Below are 16,928 nucleotides of genomic sequence, written 5' to 3' on the forward strand. Positions count from 1 at the left end.
GGCTAAATTTGCCCAACGCGCCAAAAATGTAAAGTTAGCTTTAAGCTCTAAAATTCATCACTTGAATTTTCGTTCTCAATCAGCGCTTGCTTCCAATATTCTGGTTCAGCATATCGAGCAACCAATGCATCGATATCTATTTTTGAGGTTGATGGACTAAACTCAAAATTGCCATACATATTGATGTGCTGCCATGCAACGGGCGAAATACTGTGAAGCTGAGCCAGTGCGTTTTGATCTCCTACTGTTTGCTTCTGTTCATAGACACGAGATAGCAGCACTGTGTTGTAGTAAATGACCGCATTGGTGATGAGCCGAGAGCATTCATTCCAAATTTGTTGCTCCTCTTCCGTTTTTACTCTGAATTTTCCACCGTTAACAAATGCAACTGCTCGCCTGAGACGATGATAGGCTTCACCACGATTTAATGCTTTTTGTACACATTGACGTAAGCCAACATCGTCGACAAAGTCGAGAATGTATAGCGTTCGGCATATGTTTTCCAACTCCCATAATGCTTTCTTGGTCTGATTCTGACGCGAATAGCTCGAGAGTTTGCGAACAATCGTGGCTTGAGTAACATCTTTTTGAGCTAGCGATGCCATGATACGTTGAATATTGGGCCATTCACGTTCAATCAATTCATCGTTGGTTTTTCGGGCAGGCTTTATTAGCCAGTCACCACACTCATTGGGATGTTGTGAGCCGACTAACGTATCCATTTTCTTATGCAAATCACGATAACGAGGTGCAAAATGATATCCAAATGCATGCAAAATCCAAAAATTAACCTGATTGGTGCCATGGGTGTCAGTGGAATGCCGTTCTGGCTTTATATCAGAGGTATTGTTATGCAATAAATCGAAAACGTAATGGCTTTCATGTTCGTGAGTCCCAATAATCTTTGCATTTATAGGAACATGATTTGCGACCAACGTGTAGGCGCTGACACCTTTCTGTAAACCAAAATACTTAGGAGAATATCGAGCGTTAAGGGTGTTAATTTGCGTTTCCATCCGCTGGCCATCGCTACTTGAATGGAGCGAGTCCTGAATATCATAGAGATGAAATGCGGGTAGCTGGCTGGTTGCATTACTAATCGCATCATTAGCCGCTCGCAACGTCTCCAAGCGTAGATAATTTCTAGACGTCCCCGCCATTGATGCTGAGCTAAGGCCTGAAACCTCAGCCATTTTTGCTAACCCCATGTTTGTTCCCATCGCAACAATACAGGCGAAAATTTCACGGGGATCAGCTTCATGCTTTACATAACGATCTAATACATGGGTAAATGCATTTAAAAATCCAGTATTACCCGCAACAAACCACAGTAGATCCGCAATACCAATTCCTGGTAACTGGCTGTAAAAATCGCTATTAACGGATTCATCACTGCTCGGATAAAGCAGCTTCCAACGACGCTTTTCGGCAGCCCCAATTACTTTAATATGTTTGTTGACCCCATCAGAAATATGTTGGTTAATCGCACTATAACGTGCTGCTAGCATAGTATGAAATACAGCCAGAGTATCTTGGATAGGGGCCAATAAAATGGGTGCACCAATATCTTGCAATACTCGTTCTTTATCCTGCCATCTAAGATCGCTTATTAAGTCATCTTCAAAGCGGCGAAATTCATTACTATGTTTAACGTACACATCACCCGCTTCCAGTGAGTTGCGTAGTAGGCGATAGACCAAAAACTCATAGCGATCTACATCTAGCGTTTTAAATGTTTTACCCTCTTTACTAAACAAATATCGGCGTAAACCTTTAGGAATAATCTCAGTCGGAAATACATTAGGATCAGTTTGCCTTGGTGATTTTTCTGTGCGTAACAAGTTTTGTAAAAAACCGATAGCTTCAAGCAAAGGAGAGTCTTCTACACGTCCGGCAAAATCCAGATCAGTAAAAAGTTGCCTTAAGTTACGTTTGAATGTGGCGGATAATTTTGTGTAATGTAACCATTCAAATGCCGTTTTGTCGAAAGCAATATTGCGTAAGTAATCAGCAACTAATGGGAATCTCTCTTGTTCAAGCAATGCATAGGCTTTTTCTTTAATAATGGAAAAAGGTGTGTCATCGGTGATGGTGTCATCCGTAAACAGGCTCAATACATGACCCGCAGCCTGTAAATTTTTCGCTGCATTGGTAACCGCATTATTCATTGCTTCTTCAGCGGCACGCTTGGCCTGTTTCTCGTATTGATCGACCCAATGGAGCAATGCTTCAATTAAGTTGTCATTAATTTGCTGAAACCGATGAAAAGCAAAAAACAGCAGATATAACTGAGCAGTCTCTTTTTTCATGCGTTGAAGTTTATAAGTGGTATAAAACTTAACCATAGAAGCATAATACTTGCCGCTTTCATTGGAGATCCCCGCTGTTATGAGGAACTGCTTGGCAAACTCATGTAGAGGCTGGAAAAACTGCCGCCGTGCGACTTCATGTCGCAATTCTTTATAACTGAAATCTTTAGCTTCATGTTTTAATGCGCTGACGCGAAATACTCCTGAATCAGCCCGAAGCAAAGCCGCTAATTGCTGATCGATAAGTGAAGTCATGCAAGTGCTAAGTAATCGAGCAATACGGGTGCGTTCATAAGCCACCACTCTACCAATCATCTCTTGCATATACCGATAACTGGGCATGACAATACGGTGTAATGCTAAGTATTGGGTTAATTCACGAAAGATAAAGATAGGTTGTGTCGATAGCATCGCAACCCGCTGTGCTTTATCTTCCAAATCAACTTTTACCTCATTATCACATTGTTTATACTGGAATAAATCAAGAATTGCTCGTTGTTGTTCAGCCCTAATCGGTCTTGAGGGACTTTTCAGCCTTGAAAGCGTTTTGGTGGGAAAGTACAGCGCGGCAATGTAATCCAAGTCATTTAGTACTGACGATTCTTGTTCATAACTGAAAAACTGCCGTTTGGCTTTGAAATAGCCCAGTTGCAATACTAAATGGGCTGCCACAGAAAACGTTCGGGTATTGTCGAATAGCTCGCGCTCTTTAGCACTTAAGTCAAAATATAATCGACGATCATCATCTGAGAAATGAGGTAATCCAAACAGTTCATCTATTTCATCAGTTGACAAAATAGATAGCCGCCGAACGTCATTTTTCATGGTGCCCCCCCTATTTCAATACATCAAATAATTTCCCGCTCCGCGAGATGTGCAAGTGGAACCATACTTTTATGTAAGATCCCAAATACAACGAATTGATGCTCATGTTGGATGTAATAGATGACATGACTTGAATAAGGGAAGCTAAACACATTCACGCGTACCTCGGGTCTATTTTTCCCAAGGGTGGGTGTTTCAGCCAGCAGCTGAATCGTTTGTCTAAGTCCTGATAAATATGTCTTCGACTGAGTCGTTCCCCATTGGGCTAACGTAAAGCGGTGAATACCTATCAGATCAGATTGTGCATCGGGCGTTAAATGATAAGTTACCGGCATTAGTCATACTGCCCTGCGGCCAGCTCATCAAAAAAGGTATTACCATCAACCAAATTGCCCATTTTGATGTCAGTCATGGCTTTCACCGCTTTGGATTGAAGCAAATGTAATTTTAGTGTCTCGATACTTTGGTACGCATCAGCTGAAATAACAACGGCCACAGGCTTGCCATTTTTATTAATTTGGATTGGAGCTTGTTGAGCTTTGAGCAACAAATCTCCAAAGTGAATTTTTGCTTCATTGGCTGAAAGAGTGTTCATTTATCACCTTTAAACGAATCGTTCGATTCGCTCAATTTACACCAGTTGGGCGATAAAAGTCAAAAATGCACCTTATCAAAATGTATACAATTTGATAGAGTAATTTATCACCTATCAAAACTACTATCATAAGTCGGTTATCAAAATCTCTAAAGAGATTATGGCAAATTTTTAATTTTTAGGTTTAAGGTGTATTTGATATTGAAAACAAGTTGTTACCTCGTGCATAAATCTAACTTTACACTTTTGGCGCGTTGGGCAAATTTAGCCATAGGGCTTGAACTCAATAATTTAAAACCTAAGCACATCGAAGCATTAGTTACTCATTGGCAAGCTGAGGGCCTTGCCCTGGGCACGATTAAAAATCGTATGGCACATCTACGATGGTTAGCGGAAAAAATCGGTAAAAATGGCCTTGTACCGCGCTCCAATGACTCGGTGGGGATTAGCCGTAGAGTGTATGTCACCAATGAAAATAAGAGCCGAAAATTGAGTGATATGCGACTAAATTTGATAACCGATCAGTATGTGCAAATGTCCTTGCGCCTGCAGGCAGCATTTGGATTACGGCGTGAAGAAGCCATGAAGATCCAGCCGGCGAAAGCGGATCGGGGTGATCGTTTGGTACTTGATGCGTCCTGGTGCAAAGGCGGTCGAGATCGCGCGATCCCGATTTTAACTGCTGCTCAGCACGAACTATTGGCAGAGGCGAAAGCATTAGCTGCCGGCAGATCGCTTATTCCGAAAGAACTCAGTTATGTGCAGCAAATGAAACGCTATGAAAATACCTGTATAAAAATTGGATTGGATAGGGCACATGGGTTAAGGCACAGCTACGCTCATCGCCGTTATGTGGAACTGACCGGTTTTGAATGTCCGGCGGTATCGGGTGTTTCTGTTGGTTCATTACCCGCGGCGCAACAAGCCGCTGATAGGTACGCCAGAACTGTGATAACCGGTGAGTTAGGGCATAGCCGGTTACAAGTTACTGCTGTGTATTTAGGTCGTTAAATCACTTGATTTTGTAACTTATTCAAGTATGATTATTACTATGAAAATAAAATGGAGGTGAGCTATGAAAGAAGAAAAAATTGCCATTGTAAAAGGGCTGCATGGCGGCGCTCGCCCAGGTGCTGGTCGTAAAACTAAGTATGAAAAGACAGTGGTGATGCGGGTTCCTGAGAAGTACCAAGAGGTGATCAAGGCGCTGATCACCCACTTAGACGAGACCGCTTACCTGAATAGCCATTATAAAAATGGGCAGGAATCTGAGCCGGTGTATCTGCGCTCGCTCGATGACAATAAGCAGAATATTAGCTTTAAAACCATGCCGTTCTAGGCGGTGTTGCACAGTGCAACACCGTGAAACAGGCGCGTTAAATGCAATGGATTTTTGCAATGCAAAAAATAAGGGCCAAAAGGGTGGGCCGTATTTGCTGTTTTTTAGCATCATTTTCGAGAGATAATTTTGCAATGCAAAAAAACGTGAGCATGATTTCAGCATTAACGGTCATTTATGAGTTGCAAAATTACCCCTTTAGATAAGCATTTTTTATCTTAGCGTAAGGGCAATTTGCATTGCTCCTTCATGGGGTGGTTGTTAATATTAACAGCGCGGAAGAACATAAACTGAGCAGAGGTATATTATGAGTGAACTACAACTATGGTCTATCTTCGTCATGTTCGTGACACTCGGTTTAGTTATCGCATCCGGAGTGGTCTTATACAAAGGTTTTAAAGAATAGTTCTAACTCAATCTGTATTCATTCCCCCCAACGCTTAAACTTGGCGTTCATTTCGTTTTCTGACACAAAATCACCAGCATCCGCTTCGCATAGCGCGGCATGGATTTCGGCTATTTTCCACGCTTCCAGATCTAGATCATCCTGAATTGTTTGCTTGGTCAGCCAAGATGCCGTTCTATCGGTTAACTGATCAAGCTGTATTCGATTGTGCGTTTATATAATAGTTTGATAATTCTTAATAATGTTTGATCATTTATATAATAGTTTGATATTTTTTGGCTCTTTTGGTGAATGTGCGGATTAAGAGTTAGCACATTTTTTGCCCCAAAGTTTGCTAGCACTTGTTTAGTGAATCGAAAGCTGACGAACGAGTTGCCCTAAAAAATCTCATCTATTTGCCTAATGTTTGGCTCTACCGTAAAGCGACTAACAATGTATAGGTATACAGTCGTATTTAAAATTAGATGCTTTTGAGTGTTTTTAACCTCATTTGCTTGCGCGTTTTTCCAGCCAAAAACAAACAAAACCCTTTTAAATTATTGATATATATTTTTTACAAATTAGATAATCGGTTTGGGAAACGCGCATGCGCGTTTTTCAGGATGGTGTATTTAATGAAAAGCTGATAAGTTCTTTGCAATACATGTAGTTAACTGTGCGCGTTTTTACTGGTCTAATGAGATAAACGCGCATACGCACTATACAAACGTTAGATGTAATTAACCGGAAAGTTGCGCACGAATAATTTTTTTCTTCAAGACTGCAATTTTAAGAGAAAATGACACATACTCCCTTCGAATCATATTGGAGGCGGATCATGAAAAGCTGGTTATTTCTTACTATTGCGATTCTTGGAGAGGTAGTTGCAACATCTGCATTAAAGTCCAGTGAAGGTTTTACGAAGCTCGTACCATCTTTCATCGTAATTGTTGGCTATGGAATTGCATTTTATTTCCTTTCATTGGTCTTTAAGTCTATTCCTGTAGGGGTGGCCTATGCAGTTTGGTCTGGCCTTGGCGTAGTATTAGTCACTGCTGTTGCATGGGGGCTTTACGGGCAAAAGATTGATGCATGGGGTTTCGTGGGTATTAGTTTAATAGTTTGCGGTGTATTGGTTTTAAATTTGCTTTCTAAGGCAAGCGTTCATTAAGTGGCACTGGCATCTAACAATCGGCAGCAGGCGGACAGCCTACACTACGCGGTTTTGTGTTACTCGCTGCGCTCAAACATTAACACAAAACCGCTCCGTTACGGCTGCCGCTGTGCCGGGCGTTATGTGTTCAAGGAGCTGCACTCATGGAAACCGATCTTATTCTGGTATCTTTAAATAATGATCAGATTTCCAAAGCAAAGGATGCTAACGGTAAACGTAAGCAAATTACGCATGCGCTTGTATGCGGGAAATACGGCGTCATGTACGGTACAGAGAAGCAGTGCAGGAAATACTATTCCGTCTGGAAAGAAATATTTAAAAGTCTATTTGGCAGATGCTATGAGTCCGATAGCCACGAGCTAAAAACATACCAATGCTCTGGAAATGTGGTGATGGAGTTAATAGATGATTCAGACAAACAAAAACCAAAAATTGACTTCTTAGAAGAAGCAATAAAGAGCGAGAAAAAAGGTTTCTGGTCAAAGCTGTTTGGTGGCTAGCCAACACATAACTACTGGTTCAAATCGTTCGCTTCGCTCACTGGGACGGACTAAAGCCCGCCCCTTAACCAAACGTTAGGTGTGAAATCCACCATAGGAAGGTATGAATGAAATTTTATAATGGCACAATACTATTAGTCTTAATTACTTTTCTGCTTTCTTCTTGCAGCAATATTGGTTCGTCATTATGCCAAAATACAAATGCCTTTCCTGCTGCGCTGAAAGATGATATTGACCATATCATTGATCATGAGGAGGAGGGCTGGAAAACAATCCATAATAGAGATCCTGATATTTTACAAACCGCACAAAAAGCTCAGGCCATCCTGTCAAACAATTCATACTGCATTCAGTCATCATTAAATAATCGTCCCAGAGGATATTTAAACACAGAGCACAAAGACAAATCTAATGGTAGAACTGGGAAGCAATACCTAGAATGGTTTGTAGAAAATGCTCCTCAAATTTATGAGAGAAAAAATTTAGTTCTCACAAAGGAACGTGATCGAAGAGAAGCAACCGCAATAGCAGAGATGGAAAAAAGAGAAAAATTAAGAGATAACTTTATAAAAAATGGGTACACCGGCTTAGATCTGCAATCAGATTTAGATGCCGTAGTTATCGATCTTATGAATGGAAGTAGAAATATAGCTAATACTAAAAATATTGTTTTTCGCGCCAATTTTTCCGGTTACAAGGTTACCCAAGTGCTCAAAGACACCCTCTTGCTAGCCCATGTTTATACCGGAAGCATAATAGCTATAAGGATGCACCCAAAAGACCCAGAATATACTGATGGTATGAGGCTGCATCATGATTATATTAGCCTGCTGGGTACGTATTCATACAGGACTGTAATGGGTGCTACCAAGAAGGTCTTCTTATTCCAATTTGCATATCAAGCACAATAAAAACACCTAATCGGGTAGCCGAAGGTGTCTAACCTCCAGCACCCACACCACCCTGCATGCGGCTCCGCACAGGGCGGTTCATTTAGAACACCTAACCTAGACTTTCTGGTTGGGGTAATGAACTGCGATCCATCCATCTCTTAGTGAACATAAACCCGCTTTCTTAAGATAGTTATTAGTAATGATAATGTGAGCGGTATAGTTTAGAGCCTAAGCACTAACTAATTTCTGTCCCAAAGTGAGTTTGAAAATGATCAAACTTAATTATGAGAAACTGAAATTCATCCTCAGATAAATTATCAAACAATAGCGGTATTACCGTTCATGACACCCATAATTTTTATCAAACTTTATTATGGTCGTACATCGATTTTGCTCTATTCCATCAGATAATCGTACTGACATGATTCTTACTGCAAACCTCAACATAAAAGATATAAACCGACATTACACCGATTGGGCTCCAATTGTCATGCTGTGCTTATAGCCAATCTGAGTTTGATTTTGTTTCAAAATCAAATTTGAGTAAATACGTATCAAAATGAGGTCATAAAACTCTATATGACGGATACCATATTGAGACGTATTGATTATCCCGTGTAGGATGTAGGGCATGGAAGGTATATAGCCAGTATATAGCGCGTATTTACCACTGATATACCACGGCTTTTCTTCGTATTGTTCAGGTTTATAGCGGTTTTTTGTAGGGTTGAGCTTTTACGCACTGAAACCGCTAAATAACCGTAAAAAAACATGGATAAATGCGGAACATAATACTGGGCAGGATGTGTGAAGTAGGCCTACCTTGATAAATCAGGCTGCCCTATTCACTTGGATATATTCGCTCCATTCTGGTGCTCAATTTCTTCCCTGTGATAATTGAATCAAGCAACCTCAATTTTTGAAAAAGTTACAAAATCAAGGTAGTGAATAGTGAATAACAAAGTTAAAGGTATTCCATTTGCAGAAGTTAAAGCTGCCGCGCTCGCCAATCCTGCCGTTCTTGAGGCTTACTTGCGTGAACAAGCCACGGCATCAAATCGAGTTGATGTTGAAATGTTCATAACTAGGCTAATGACAGCATTAAGTGATCTTCCTAAGAAGGATATTGAGGTATGTGATTTGGCTAATGAGATCGGCATAGCTATTGCCTCATTAACGGGTAGTGAAAAGCATATTGAAAGAGAGTGCCTTAGTGGGATTAAGCATGGCTTTTCAATGATTAGAGAAGCATAAATTGTAGTCGAGAGGTTGTTTTTAATGGATAAAGCATCGTTGAATGCGTTTTGGGCCCATGCGTTGCCGTGTGTGATCATCTCATCTTGTATGCTGGGTTTTGCCTGGCTTGCGATTCAGGAGTCCGATGTCACCCTATCGAGCCAATATCTTGTGGCGGCTTCCGTTTCGTTTACTTTTACGCTGATCGGCTATTGGGGTTATTGTAAATATTTTGCTTCAAAAAAGCCGCACAGTGCATTGTATGCGGTTGTTTATACTGTGTTATTTCCATTGTTTTATCTGCCAAGTGCTTTTTTTAGAAGGCGTAGATAATTTTGCAATGCAAAATTGTTTTATAAATTTTTTGACCGGTTTTGCTTTTTAACTATCCGGACGATTTTCAAATCGGGGGGATTAGATAACAAAACCAAATTTATGGCATAAAAAAGCCTTGTTTTTACAAGGCTTTTTTATAATGAAAATTTGATTAGTTAGAGTCTTTATGATGATTTTTAAAATACATTACACCTAAAGCTACCACTAACAGCAACGGGGATGATACTAAGATATAATCAACAAGAACAAAGGTCATAATTTATTCCTTCCAACGCTTTCTTCTCATCACCACGGTATAGCAAACCTACCGAATGCTTAAGATGTTGGTTAATTCAACGGCCCAAGAAGAGCCTTTGAATAATATTAATGAGCAGCAAGAACAGCGTAGATTTTGGGATCTTGCTGAATCGTTGCAAGCACTTTAGCTGCCAATCCTGCTGGATTGCGGCGTTTACCTTCCCAGCTTTTAACTGTGTCTAAACTGACCCCCATAGTCGCAGCAAATTCGGCCTGAGTGACTTTAAGTAAATCTTCACGGATTGACTTAACGTCGGCAACCTCATAACGCGTTACTTTGGCGGGCTTTTTGAGGCCATGATGAATTTCTACAGCTTCCTCAAGGGAGGCTTGAAGTTCGTTAAATATACTCATTTGCTCTCTCCTTTAAGTGATTGAACGATTTGTTTTAACTTGGCCTTTTCTTCCGCTGTTAGGCTCTCTTTAACTGATTTTGGATAAGCGAGTACCAGGTAAATCTTGTCGGCCAGAGCAAGGACGTATAGCACTCGTATACTGCCACTCTTCCCTTTGTTGCCTACAGCCATTCTAACCTTTCGTAAGCCACCTGTGCCTTTGATAATATCGCCTTTATCTGGCTGAGCAATAAGCTCTGCTTGCAAATCCTTTAGTTCGTCATCTGTTGCAAGCTCTTTGATCTGTCTTGTAAAGATCGAGGTTTCGACAAACTCAATAGCATGGCTCACTAATCAAAATCCTTATGCTACTCTTAAGGTGTACATTGTACACTTTTGATTTATAGTAATCAACACAGAGCCATTTACCATTGCTAATTAGGCCCACATTTTAGTGAATCATACTTGCCTAGAGTGATTCACGCCCTGCACACGATCATTTTCGCAGTCTCGGGATAACCAATTTTTGCTAGCACTTGTTGAGTGAATCGAAAATTGACGAACGAGTTGCCTGACAAAATCTCATCTATGAGCCTAATGTTTGGCTCTATCGTAAAGCGACTAACAATGCATGGATATACAGTCGTATTTAAATGTAGATGCTTTTGAGTGTTTTCAAACTGATTAGCTTGCGCGTTTTTTAAAATGGTGTATTTGGCAGAAAGCTGATAAGTTATTTACATACAAATAGTTAACTGTGCGCGTTTTCACTGGTCTAACGAGGTAAGCAGCGCATAAATACTAAGAAGTTAAATGTCTATGAAGATTAAAGTTCCAACGCTTGAAGAGTTTCGAAGCCATGATGGTCTTCACTATAAGAACCTTTGGCGAGAGGTTGGAGATGGCTGGTTTTGTCTTTCATGTAAAAGAAGTAAGTACGAGATTATGCGGTGGGCTAAGAGATTTCCGAATAGCCCCAATGCTTTTTGGGGCTGGGTTGCGCCTCTTCATAAACACCATGATCATTCAGCGCCATACATGAGTAATCAAGGCAGATTTCCAATGACTACCATCTGTGATCAATGTAACTCGTCAGATGGGGCGGCCAAAAGAAAGCTGAAGCTTCCTAGGGACTTTTCTTTTTCTCCTCAGGAAATAGGGTGCTTCGTGAAAGCGACCCCACATGGCAAGCATGAGATAGACTATGAAATGGCTAAAGCAATTTATGTCTCGCTCCACATTTAACAATCGCAGGCACGGCGACGGCTTTGCTGTGAAGTGAAGGCGCGGTCGTAACGGAAAAGCCGCGAGTGCTGCGGGCGTTAGCTTTATTTGGAGGTTGCGTGCCTAATTTAAAAATGACACTTCTAGAAAACTCCATAAGCTTTTTCTTGGAGTCAGTGAGTAAGGCTATTCAGGCTGAATCAGACGAAGATAAATGGAAATTTGCGATACTGCTATTAGTGCAAGCAATCGAAACAAGCTTAAAAGAGCGCCTGAGAAGAACCAATGAAATATTTGTTTATTCGAACATTGATAAGCCTAAGCATACAGTAGATCTGGGCTTGGCGATTGAAAGGCTTGAAAAAATATCGAAAGTTAATTTAAAGCAACCCGATGTAAAGTGCATCAGGACTGCATCTGAGCTTAGAAATCAAATTGTTCATTTTGAGTTTGATCTTTCGATCGAGCAAATTAAGTCTAACTTTGTGAGCCTTGTTGGTTTTTATACATCGTTTTGCCGCGATCATTTGGATTCAGATATTGTTTCTCAACTTCCACCTAAACTCCACTCAGAGCTGCTAAATCTCGATAGCTATATTGAAGAGCTAGAGAACAGAGCTTCTGAGCGAATGGTCGCTGAAGAAATTCCAGATGGTGAGGTCTGGGAATGTCCAGCTTGTAAAAAATATACATTTGTGATTCACGATGGTACAGATACTTGTTACTTATGTGGTCATTCTGAGCCTGTTGTTGAATGTGAGCAGTGCCAAGCTCTTGAGTTTGAGGAAGGCCTTGAGCAAGTAGACTTTGGTAATATGAAGGGCTGGGAAAACTATAAGGCGCTGTGTAAGGATTGCTTTTCCAAACTGGAAAATGAAAACCTTTATGAAGAGTGTTATTGAGCAAAAGCTAACAAACGCGTCAATTGGAACTGGTTTTCCGCTAGCTCTCCAAACCAGCCCATTACGCGGGCGTTACCCCATAGAAATATTAATCTGAAACCAACTGATTAGAGTAAAAAAAACTAACGCGTTTTTGTCAAGAATTAGCCCTTGAATCACTCTACACCAGACTGATTCACGCGAGCCCCTAAAACCCGTCCCTATCCCCCGTTTACGGCTATTCTGGGGCGGTTTTTTCCCTTAAGATGAATCAAATCTCTAGAGAATTGATTCAAACCCATGCAAAACCCCGATATTGCTCCTGAAATGCGCCTGTTTACGCCCGATGGTGAGCGGTTGTATTTAACCGCGGAAGAACGGCGGCGCTTCCTCGATGCCAGCGCCTTAGAATCGCCTAGCGAGCGGATGTTTTGCCATGTCCTGCATTACACCGGTTGTCGTCCGTCTGAGGCATTAGCGATCTCGCCCAGGCATGTGATGGTCGAGGATGCAGCAATCGTTATCCGTTCCCTTAAGAAGCATAAAACCGATCCCCGTGGCCGGTTGAAGCAAGCGCAGTATCGCAGCGTGCCGGTGCCGCCGTCTTTGATTGAGCACTTGGATTTGGTGTTTGGCCTGCGTGCACAGCTACGCCGTGAGATTCATGCTGATAGTCTGTTATGGCCGCAGAGTCGACCTACCGCTTATCGCCTAGTGAAACGTGTCATGCACAGAGCGGGTATTGTGGGGGCGCAAGCGACCGGTAAAGGTTTACGGCATGGCTTTGGCGTGGCAATGGTCACGGCTAATCCTCCAGTACCTCTGCATGTGATCAGCCAACTCATGGGCCATAGCGACAGTAAAACCACGGAAATTTATCTGCAGGTACTGAGTGAAGAACGGCACAGCTTAGTGATGAATGCTTGGGGGTAAGTCGATATCCTTTTTTGCAATGCAAAAAATGCATTAACATTACCTCATTAAAGAAAGGCTAAATTTGGTCTTTTTTTGGTCTTTAGTGTGTCGCATGATATGATTATGGCCATAGTGAATGGGGTTCCCTTATTTCTAATCAATCAACCAGGCACAAACTTATGAACATAGAAACAATCAGTTTTTTGAAGAAAAATGCAGCGAGTTTGCCCCTCGATGAGCCGATGATTATTACTCAAAATGGTGTCCCTGCTTACGTTATTGAGTCGGTTGCTGATAGAAATCGACGCGATGAGGCGATTGCTTTACTGAAGTTGGTCAGTTTTGCGAAAAGTGACCAACAAAATGGCCGCACGATCTCATCAAGTGCATTCAAGGAGCGTTTGGCTAATCGTAAACTCGCTTTAAAGGATGAGTAGTATGTCTGTGGTGAAATTGGAATATACCAAGACATTTGAAGACACCGTAGATAGCGCCATATCTCACTACTCCCAATGGAATGACGAGATCTCGATTATCGAGAGAATTGAGGCTGTTATTGATGCCTTTGAAGCATCCGTGACGCAAAATCCTTTGAGCCATGCGTTATGCCAAGAGTTAGTTGAGCTTGGTGTTACTCAGGTAAGGCATGCGATTAAAGAGGACTTTAGAATACTGTACGAGGTTAGCTACGTTAATGGTGAAGCCCTTATTACAGTGCTACTTTTTTTGAGCCAACGGCAAAGTATACAGAATCAGTTGATTAATCATTGCTTGATTTATAAGTAATCCTTACTCATTTGTGTATTTCAAATGTAATACATTTTGCATTGCAAAATTATCACACACAGTCGTTTATCAATGGGGATTGTTTTTAAGAGGGACGATATGAGTACCTTACAATCCTTGAAAGAAAAGATATTCGCGTCAAAGGATGCGCTATAACCAACAAGAAACACACCAACGTGAAGATGGCTAATGAGACTAGGGGAGCGTTGAATACTAGTCTTTGAGGTATTTGGCCTTAATTTCATTTCTTAACATTATATCTGCTAGCGTTTTAACTTCTTTCGGCCACTCAGGGTCTGATTCAGGATTTGATTTCGTTACATAATCATGTTGGAATGTTGGGTTTTCTGGTCTGTATTCAAGCCTATTGCTTAAGTCGAGAATGAGCGATTTCATTTCAGATTGCTCTTTCCGCATTTCTTTTACTAGCTGCAAAAGCTCTTCATATGATGGTGTTTCATTGTGTTGCTTTTTTTCTGGCTCATGTGTTGCATCTTGTTTCAACACTCCATAAACACGAAGTAGTTCTGATGTATCAACTAATGGATTTCCGTCACGGTCTCTTTCTGCAGAAAGCTTGCCAGCGTTGATGTGTCGCCAAAGTGTAACCCTGTTCTTACCTACTACTTTAGCAGCCTGACTTAGATTTAACTTTGCCATGTGTTGCATCCAATTTATGGTCAATGGACCGGTGGTGTTGCATGTGTTTCATTATGTCTAATGTGTGTGAATGCTACAACTTTCCTAGGTGTTTCTAGAGATCCATTTTCAACTGTTTGTTTGGTTTCAGGGTGAAAGCTAGTGCGGTTACGTTCCTTCCATGTTTGATGGTTTCGTATGTGATAACAAGATCGCTCCGCTGGTTTAATTCTTGAACGGAAGGCTTTATCACCCATTTATTTAGATCTTTGAAAAGCGGATATTTATCATCGACGCCTAATGCGTATCTGAAATCATCTAGACTAATGTTTCTAAAATTTTTGTCGTTAAAACGTGAAAGCAGTTCGTAAAGACGGATCGAGTGTGCAGACTGAAGATTTGCGATGTTGCGTAATTTGTAGGTAGTAAAATTACTCTTTAGCTGAGTTATGTATTTTAATACGCGATCAGACCAAACCAACCTAACAGCACCATCTCCTTTAATTTTTTTTGCTTTTTCTTGAATCCAATATAGTTCTATTTCTTCACCGTTTTCATAGAGCGTTATGGTTGATTTAAAAAGTAAATCAGCCGCTTTGTATAGCTCTCTATGCGCGTTTTTTATATCTATCCCCATAAGTTCTGAGAATTCTAGGGCTGATAACCTGACCTCTTTTAACGGGGTTGAATCTGGTCGTGGATCTACCTTGCTCAGGCAGGCTAAAACCAGCTTTTGTGCTTGTACATTAAGTCTATATCGAGCATCTAAAAGGCTATTTGCTTTCGTTACTGCAAGTTTTGAATTCATACAAAGGAGATATCGTTGATGGATAATTCCACCTTACAGATAGGTGGAATAGTTGTAAATTAACTTCTCTTTAATTTGTGGATATGACCGTAAATTTCTCCTCCTATCAGGTCTGTTTTCACCGTAAATCTCTCCTCCTATAAAGCGCTTTTCACCGTAAATCTCTCCTCCTATAATTGCTGAAATCATTGTGTATCAAGGTGTTCAGAGGAGCTACAAACAAGAAAGATCTATACAAACAAGAAAGATAAAGATCTTACAAAGTAAAAATCATGTGGAAAACTTTAAAATTTCAGGAAGTAAGAACCCCTCCAGGGGGCTTTGCCCCCGCCGGCCCTGCCCCTCGCTACGCTCGTTTCCGGCGCCCCCAAGAGCAGCGGCTGCGCCGCGACCAAGGGCTTCGCCCTAGTTCGCCTAAAGGCTCCACCCTTACCCATTAATGCCTCGCCATTTCCTAGCTTCGCTAGGGGCGAGAATAAAAACCTCGCTGTTAGTTCCGTTTGTCTCCGACCGTTTAACAATAAACGTGCTGTACTTCTCGCTAAAAGCATCGCTGCGCTCAGGTCTAACAGGAAGGAGGTAAATCCATCTCTGTCATCAATGCTAACAGGGTTAAAACGCTGTAAAACACGCTAAAAAGATAAACGCATAGCAATATGCCATTTTTTTTAAATGTTGCTTAAAACGCATTTTAGGGCCTCTGAGCGATAGGTGATTAGCGAAGTCTATCACCAAGAGCAAAGTGGCTAATTCTTTCAATGAGCAAAAAATGACGTCAAGCGGGGTAGTGTCACTCCATTTTAAGGGAGTGACACTACCCCAGAATGGTGTTCCTCATGCGGGGGTAGCGTCATTTTTTGCTTTTTGAGGCGTGACGCCGAAGCAGTGGCTTGCGCTGTAATTTGGCATGAGGTACAGTCAAGTTTCTTCACCTCGCATCCATTGATGCCAAATAACGAAACCTCTTTGATCACCTAGTAATCTCCAAGCTCAACAGAGCTTATGGGTCATTATATTTGGATGTTTGCGCTCAACAGAGCCACACCATTTGGGCAATCGCCCGTAACAACACTCGCTCAATATCACCGGTTTGCCGGTGGGTTCTTTCTGTGTCGGCAGTCAGAACGAGCATTAACACTGAACTGAATTCCGAAATGGCCTAGAAATAGGTCGCCGTGTTGTTAGCCCTCGAGAAATATATTGGCTAAATTTGCCCAACGCGCCAAAAATGTAAAGTTAGCTTTAAGCTCTAAAATTCATCACTTGAATTTTCGTTCTCAATCAGCGCTTGCTTCCAATATTCTGGTTCAGCATATCGAGCAACCAATGCATCGATATCTATTTTTGAGGTTGATGGACTAAACTCAAAATTGCCATACATATTGATGTGCTGCCATGCAACGGGCGAAATACTGTGAAGCTGAGCCAGTGCGTTTTGATCTCCTACTGTT

At 41.3% G+C, this 16,928-nt stretch carries 19 protein-coding genes; 11 read left to right on the forward strand and 8 right to left on the reverse strand.

Going from position 1 to position 16,928, the window contains the following annotated elements:
- Positions 1-47: 47 nt before the first annotated feature.
- The 3 genes from L5M11_RS22915 to L5M11_RS22925 are packed head-to-tail and all read right to left on the reverse strand — an operon-like array spanning position 48 to position 3,729.
- On the reverse strand, positions 48-3,134 hold the full coding sequence (locus tag L5M11_RS22915) for a Tn3 family transposase (RefSeq protein WP_263193355.1): 3,087 nt from the start codon (positions 3,132-3,134) through the stop codon (positions 48-50).
- 23 nt (positions 3,135-3,157) lie between these two features.
- Positions 3,158-3,469 carry a type II toxin-antitoxin system RelE/ParE family toxin gene (locus L5M11_RS22920; protein WP_011638897.1) on the reverse strand — a complete coding sequence of 104 codons (312 nt, stop codon included), beginning with the start codon at positions 3,467-3,469 and terminating at the stop codon, positions 3,158-3,160.
- Positions 3,469-3,729, reverse strand: a complete 261-nt coding sequence (locus L5M11_RS22925) for a type II toxin-antitoxin system Phd/YefM family antitoxin (RefSeq protein WP_011638898.1) — start codon at positions 3,727-3,729, stop codon at positions 3,469-3,471. Before L5M11_RS22925 ends, L5M11_RS22920 begins: the two co-directional genes overlap by 1 nt.
- 201 nt (positions 3,730-3,930) lie before the next feature.
- Between L5M11_RS22925 and L5M11_RS22930 the strand changes: the two genes are divergently transcribed.
- From L5M11_RS22930 to L5M11_RS22960, 7 genes are all read left to right on the forward strand, one after another.
- The gene (locus L5M11_RS22930; protein ID WP_263193359.1) at positions 3,931-4,740 is read left to right on the forward strand and encodes a phage integrase N-terminal domain-containing protein; all 810 of its coding nucleotides are present in this window, start codon (positions 3,931-3,933) and stop codon (positions 4,738-4,740) included.
- Between the two features lie 64 nt (positions 4,741-4,804).
- Positions 4,805-5,068 (forward strand): hypothetical protein, encoded by a 264-nt coding sequence (locus L5M11_RS22935; RefSeq protein WP_023266973.1) that lies wholly within the window; start codon positions 4,805-4,807, stop codon positions 5,066-5,068.
- Positions 5,069-6,291: 1,223 nt separating this feature from the next.
- A complete protein-coding gene (qacK, locus tag L5M11_RS22940; RefSeq protein ID WP_263193362.1) occupies positions 6,292-6,624 on the forward strand; it encodes a quaternary ammonium compound efflux SMR transporter QacK in 333 nt (110 codons plus the stop codon).
- A 146-nt stretch (positions 6,625-6,770) separates the two neighbouring features.
- A complete protein-coding gene (locus L5M11_RS22945) occupies positions 6,771-7,127 on the forward strand; it encodes a hypothetical protein (RefSeq protein WP_248067757.1) in 357 nt (118 codons plus the stop codon).
- Between the two features lie 107 nt (positions 7,128-7,234).
- Positions 7,235-8,038, forward strand: coding sequence for a hypothetical protein (locus tag L5M11_RS22950; RefSeq protein WP_263193365.1), 804 nt, complete (start codon positions 7,235-7,237; stop codon positions 8,036-8,038).
- A gap of 933 nt (positions 8,039-8,971) precedes the next feature.
- Positions 8,972-9,274: a hypothetical protein gene (locus L5M11_RS22955; RefSeq protein ID WP_220733412.1), complete on the forward strand. Its 303-nt coding sequence runs from the start codon at positions 8,972-8,974 to the stop codon at positions 9,272-9,274.
- Positions 9,275-9,298: 24 nt separating this feature from the next.
- Positions 9,299-9,589: a hypothetical protein gene (locus L5M11_RS22960; protein ID WP_023266970.1), complete on the forward strand. Its 291-nt coding sequence runs from the start codon at positions 9,299-9,301 to the stop codon at positions 9,587-9,589.
- A 366-nt stretch (positions 9,590-9,955) separates the two neighbouring features.
- On the opposite strand, the gene nadS is transcribed toward L5M11_RS22960, so the two are convergent.
- Together nadS and L5M11_RS22970 are read right to left on the reverse strand one after the other, a co-directional pair.
- Entirely contained in the window at positions 9,956-10,243 is a 288-nt protein-coding gene (nadS, locus tag L5M11_RS22965) for a NadS family protein (protein ID WP_263193368.1), read from the reverse strand.
- Positions 10,240-10,563 carry a type II toxin-antitoxin system RelE/ParE family toxin gene (locus L5M11_RS22970; protein ID WP_196776125.1) on the reverse strand — a complete coding sequence of 108 codons (324 nt, stop codon included), beginning with the start codon at positions 10,561-10,563 and terminating at the stop codon, positions 10,240-10,242. The genes nadS and L5M11_RS22970 overlap by 4 nt, the downstream gene beginning before the upstream one ends.
- 1,004 nt (positions 10,564-11,567) lie before the next feature.
- On the opposite strand from L5M11_RS22970, the gene L5M11_RS22975 reads away from it, so the two are divergent.
- The 4 genes from L5M11_RS22975 (at position 11,568) to L5M11_RS22990 (ending at position 14,030) form a co-directional block, all read left to right on the forward strand.
- Positions 11,568-12,350, forward strand: coding sequence for a hypothetical protein (locus L5M11_RS22975; protein WP_263193370.1), 783 nt, complete (start codon positions 11,568-11,570; stop codon positions 12,348-12,350).
- Between the two features lie 279 nt (positions 12,351-12,629).
- Positions 12,630-13,262, forward strand: coding sequence for a tyrosine-type recombinase/integrase (locus L5M11_RS22980; RefSeq protein ID WP_220733415.1), 633 nt, complete (start codon positions 12,630-12,632; stop codon positions 13,260-13,262).
- 161 nt (positions 13,263-13,423) lie between these two features.
- On the forward strand, positions 13,424-13,681 hold the full coding sequence (locus L5M11_RS22985) for a type II toxin-antitoxin system Phd/YefM family antitoxin (RefSeq protein WP_014611709.1): 258 nt from the start codon (positions 13,424-13,426) through the stop codon (positions 13,679-13,681).
- Between the two features lies 1 nt (position 13,682).
- Positions 13,683-14,030, forward strand: coding sequence for a type II toxin-antitoxin system RelE/ParE family toxin (locus L5M11_RS22990; protein WP_220733414.1), 348 nt, complete (start codon positions 13,683-13,685; stop codon positions 14,028-14,030).
- A 213-nt stretch (positions 14,031-14,243) separates the two neighbouring features.
- On the opposite strand, the gene L5M11_RS22995 is transcribed toward L5M11_RS22990, so the two are convergent.
- The 3 genes from L5M11_RS22995 to L5M11_RS23005 form a co-directional block, all read right to left on the reverse strand.
- Entirely contained in the window at positions 14,244-14,690 is a 447-nt protein-coding gene (locus tag L5M11_RS22995) for a hypothetical protein (RefSeq protein ID WP_226060594.1), read from the reverse strand.
- A 94-nt stretch (positions 14,691-14,784) separates the two neighbouring features.
- A complete protein-coding gene (locus tag L5M11_RS23000; RefSeq protein WP_089069041.1) occupies positions 14,785-15,477 on the reverse strand; it encodes a replication initiation protein in 693 nt (230 codons plus the stop codon).
- A 1,249-nt stretch (positions 15,478-16,726) separates the two neighbouring features.
- On the reverse strand, positions 16,727-16,928 hold a 202-nt coding region (locus L5M11_RS23005; RefSeq protein ID WP_263192640.1), incomplete at its 5' end, for a hypothetical protein.

This window comes from Shewanella sp. SM87, assembly GCF_025653705.1.
In the GTDB taxonomy this organism is placed as follows: Bacteria; Pseudomonadota; Gammaproteobacteria; order Enterobacterales; family Shewanellaceae; genus Shewanella; species Shewanella oncorhynchi.

Excerpts from the sequence above, each read along its gene's own strand:
- L5M11_RS22915 (WP_263193355.1), bottom strand. The coding sequence starts at position 3,134 with ATGAAAAATGACGTTCGGCGGCTATCTATTTTGTCAACTGATGAAATA.
- L5M11_RS22920 (WP_011638897.1), bottom strand. The coding sequence starts at position 3,469 with ATGCCGGTAACTTATCATTTAACGCCCGATGCACAATCTGATCTGATA.
- L5M11_RS22925 (WP_011638898.1), bottom strand. The coding sequence starts at position 3,729 with ATGAACACTCTTTCAGCCAATGAAGCAAAAATTCACTTTGGAGATTTG.
- L5M11_RS22935 (WP_023266973.1), top strand. The coding sequence starts at position 4,805 with ATGAAAGAAGAAAAAATTGCCATTGTAAAAGGGCTGCATGGCGGCGCT.
- qacK (WP_263193362.1), top strand. The coding sequence starts at position 6,292 with ATGAAAAGCTGGTTATTTCTTACTATTGCGATTCTTGGAGAGGTAGTT.
- L5M11_RS22945 (WP_248067757.1), top strand. The coding sequence starts at position 6,771 with ATGGAAACCGATCTTATTCTGGTATCTTTAAATAATGATCAGATTTCC.
- L5M11_RS22950 (WP_263193365.1), top strand. The coding sequence starts at position 7,235 with ATGAAATTTTATAATGGCACAATACTATTAGTCTTAATTACTTTTCTG.
- L5M11_RS22960 (WP_023266970.1), top strand. The coding sequence starts at position 9,299 with ATGGATAAAGCATCGTTGAATGCGTTTTGGGCCCATGCGTTGCCGTGT.
- nadS (WP_263193368.1), bottom strand. The coding sequence starts at position 10,243 with ATGAGTATATTTAACGAACTTCAAGCCTCCCTTGAGGAAGCTGTAGAA.
- L5M11_RS22980 (WP_220733415.1), top strand. The coding sequence starts at position 12,630 with ATGCAAAACCCCGATATTGCTCCTGAAATGCGCCTGTTTACGCCCGAT.
- L5M11_RS22985 (WP_014611709.1), top strand. The coding sequence starts at position 13,424 with ATGAACATAGAAACAATCAGTTTTTTGAAGAAAAATGCAGCGAGTTTG.
- L5M11_RS22990 (WP_220733414.1), top strand. The coding sequence starts at position 13,683 with ATGTCTGTGGTGAAATTGGAATATACCAAGACATTTGAAGACACCGTA.
- L5M11_RS22995 (WP_226060594.1), bottom strand. The coding sequence starts at position 14,690 with ATGGCAAAGTTAAATCTAAGTCAGGCTGCTAAAGTAGTAGGTAAGAAC.
- L5M11_RS23000 (WP_089069041.1), bottom strand. The coding sequence starts at position 15,477 with ATGAATTCAAAACTTGCAGTAACGAAAGCAAATAGCCTTTTAGATGCT.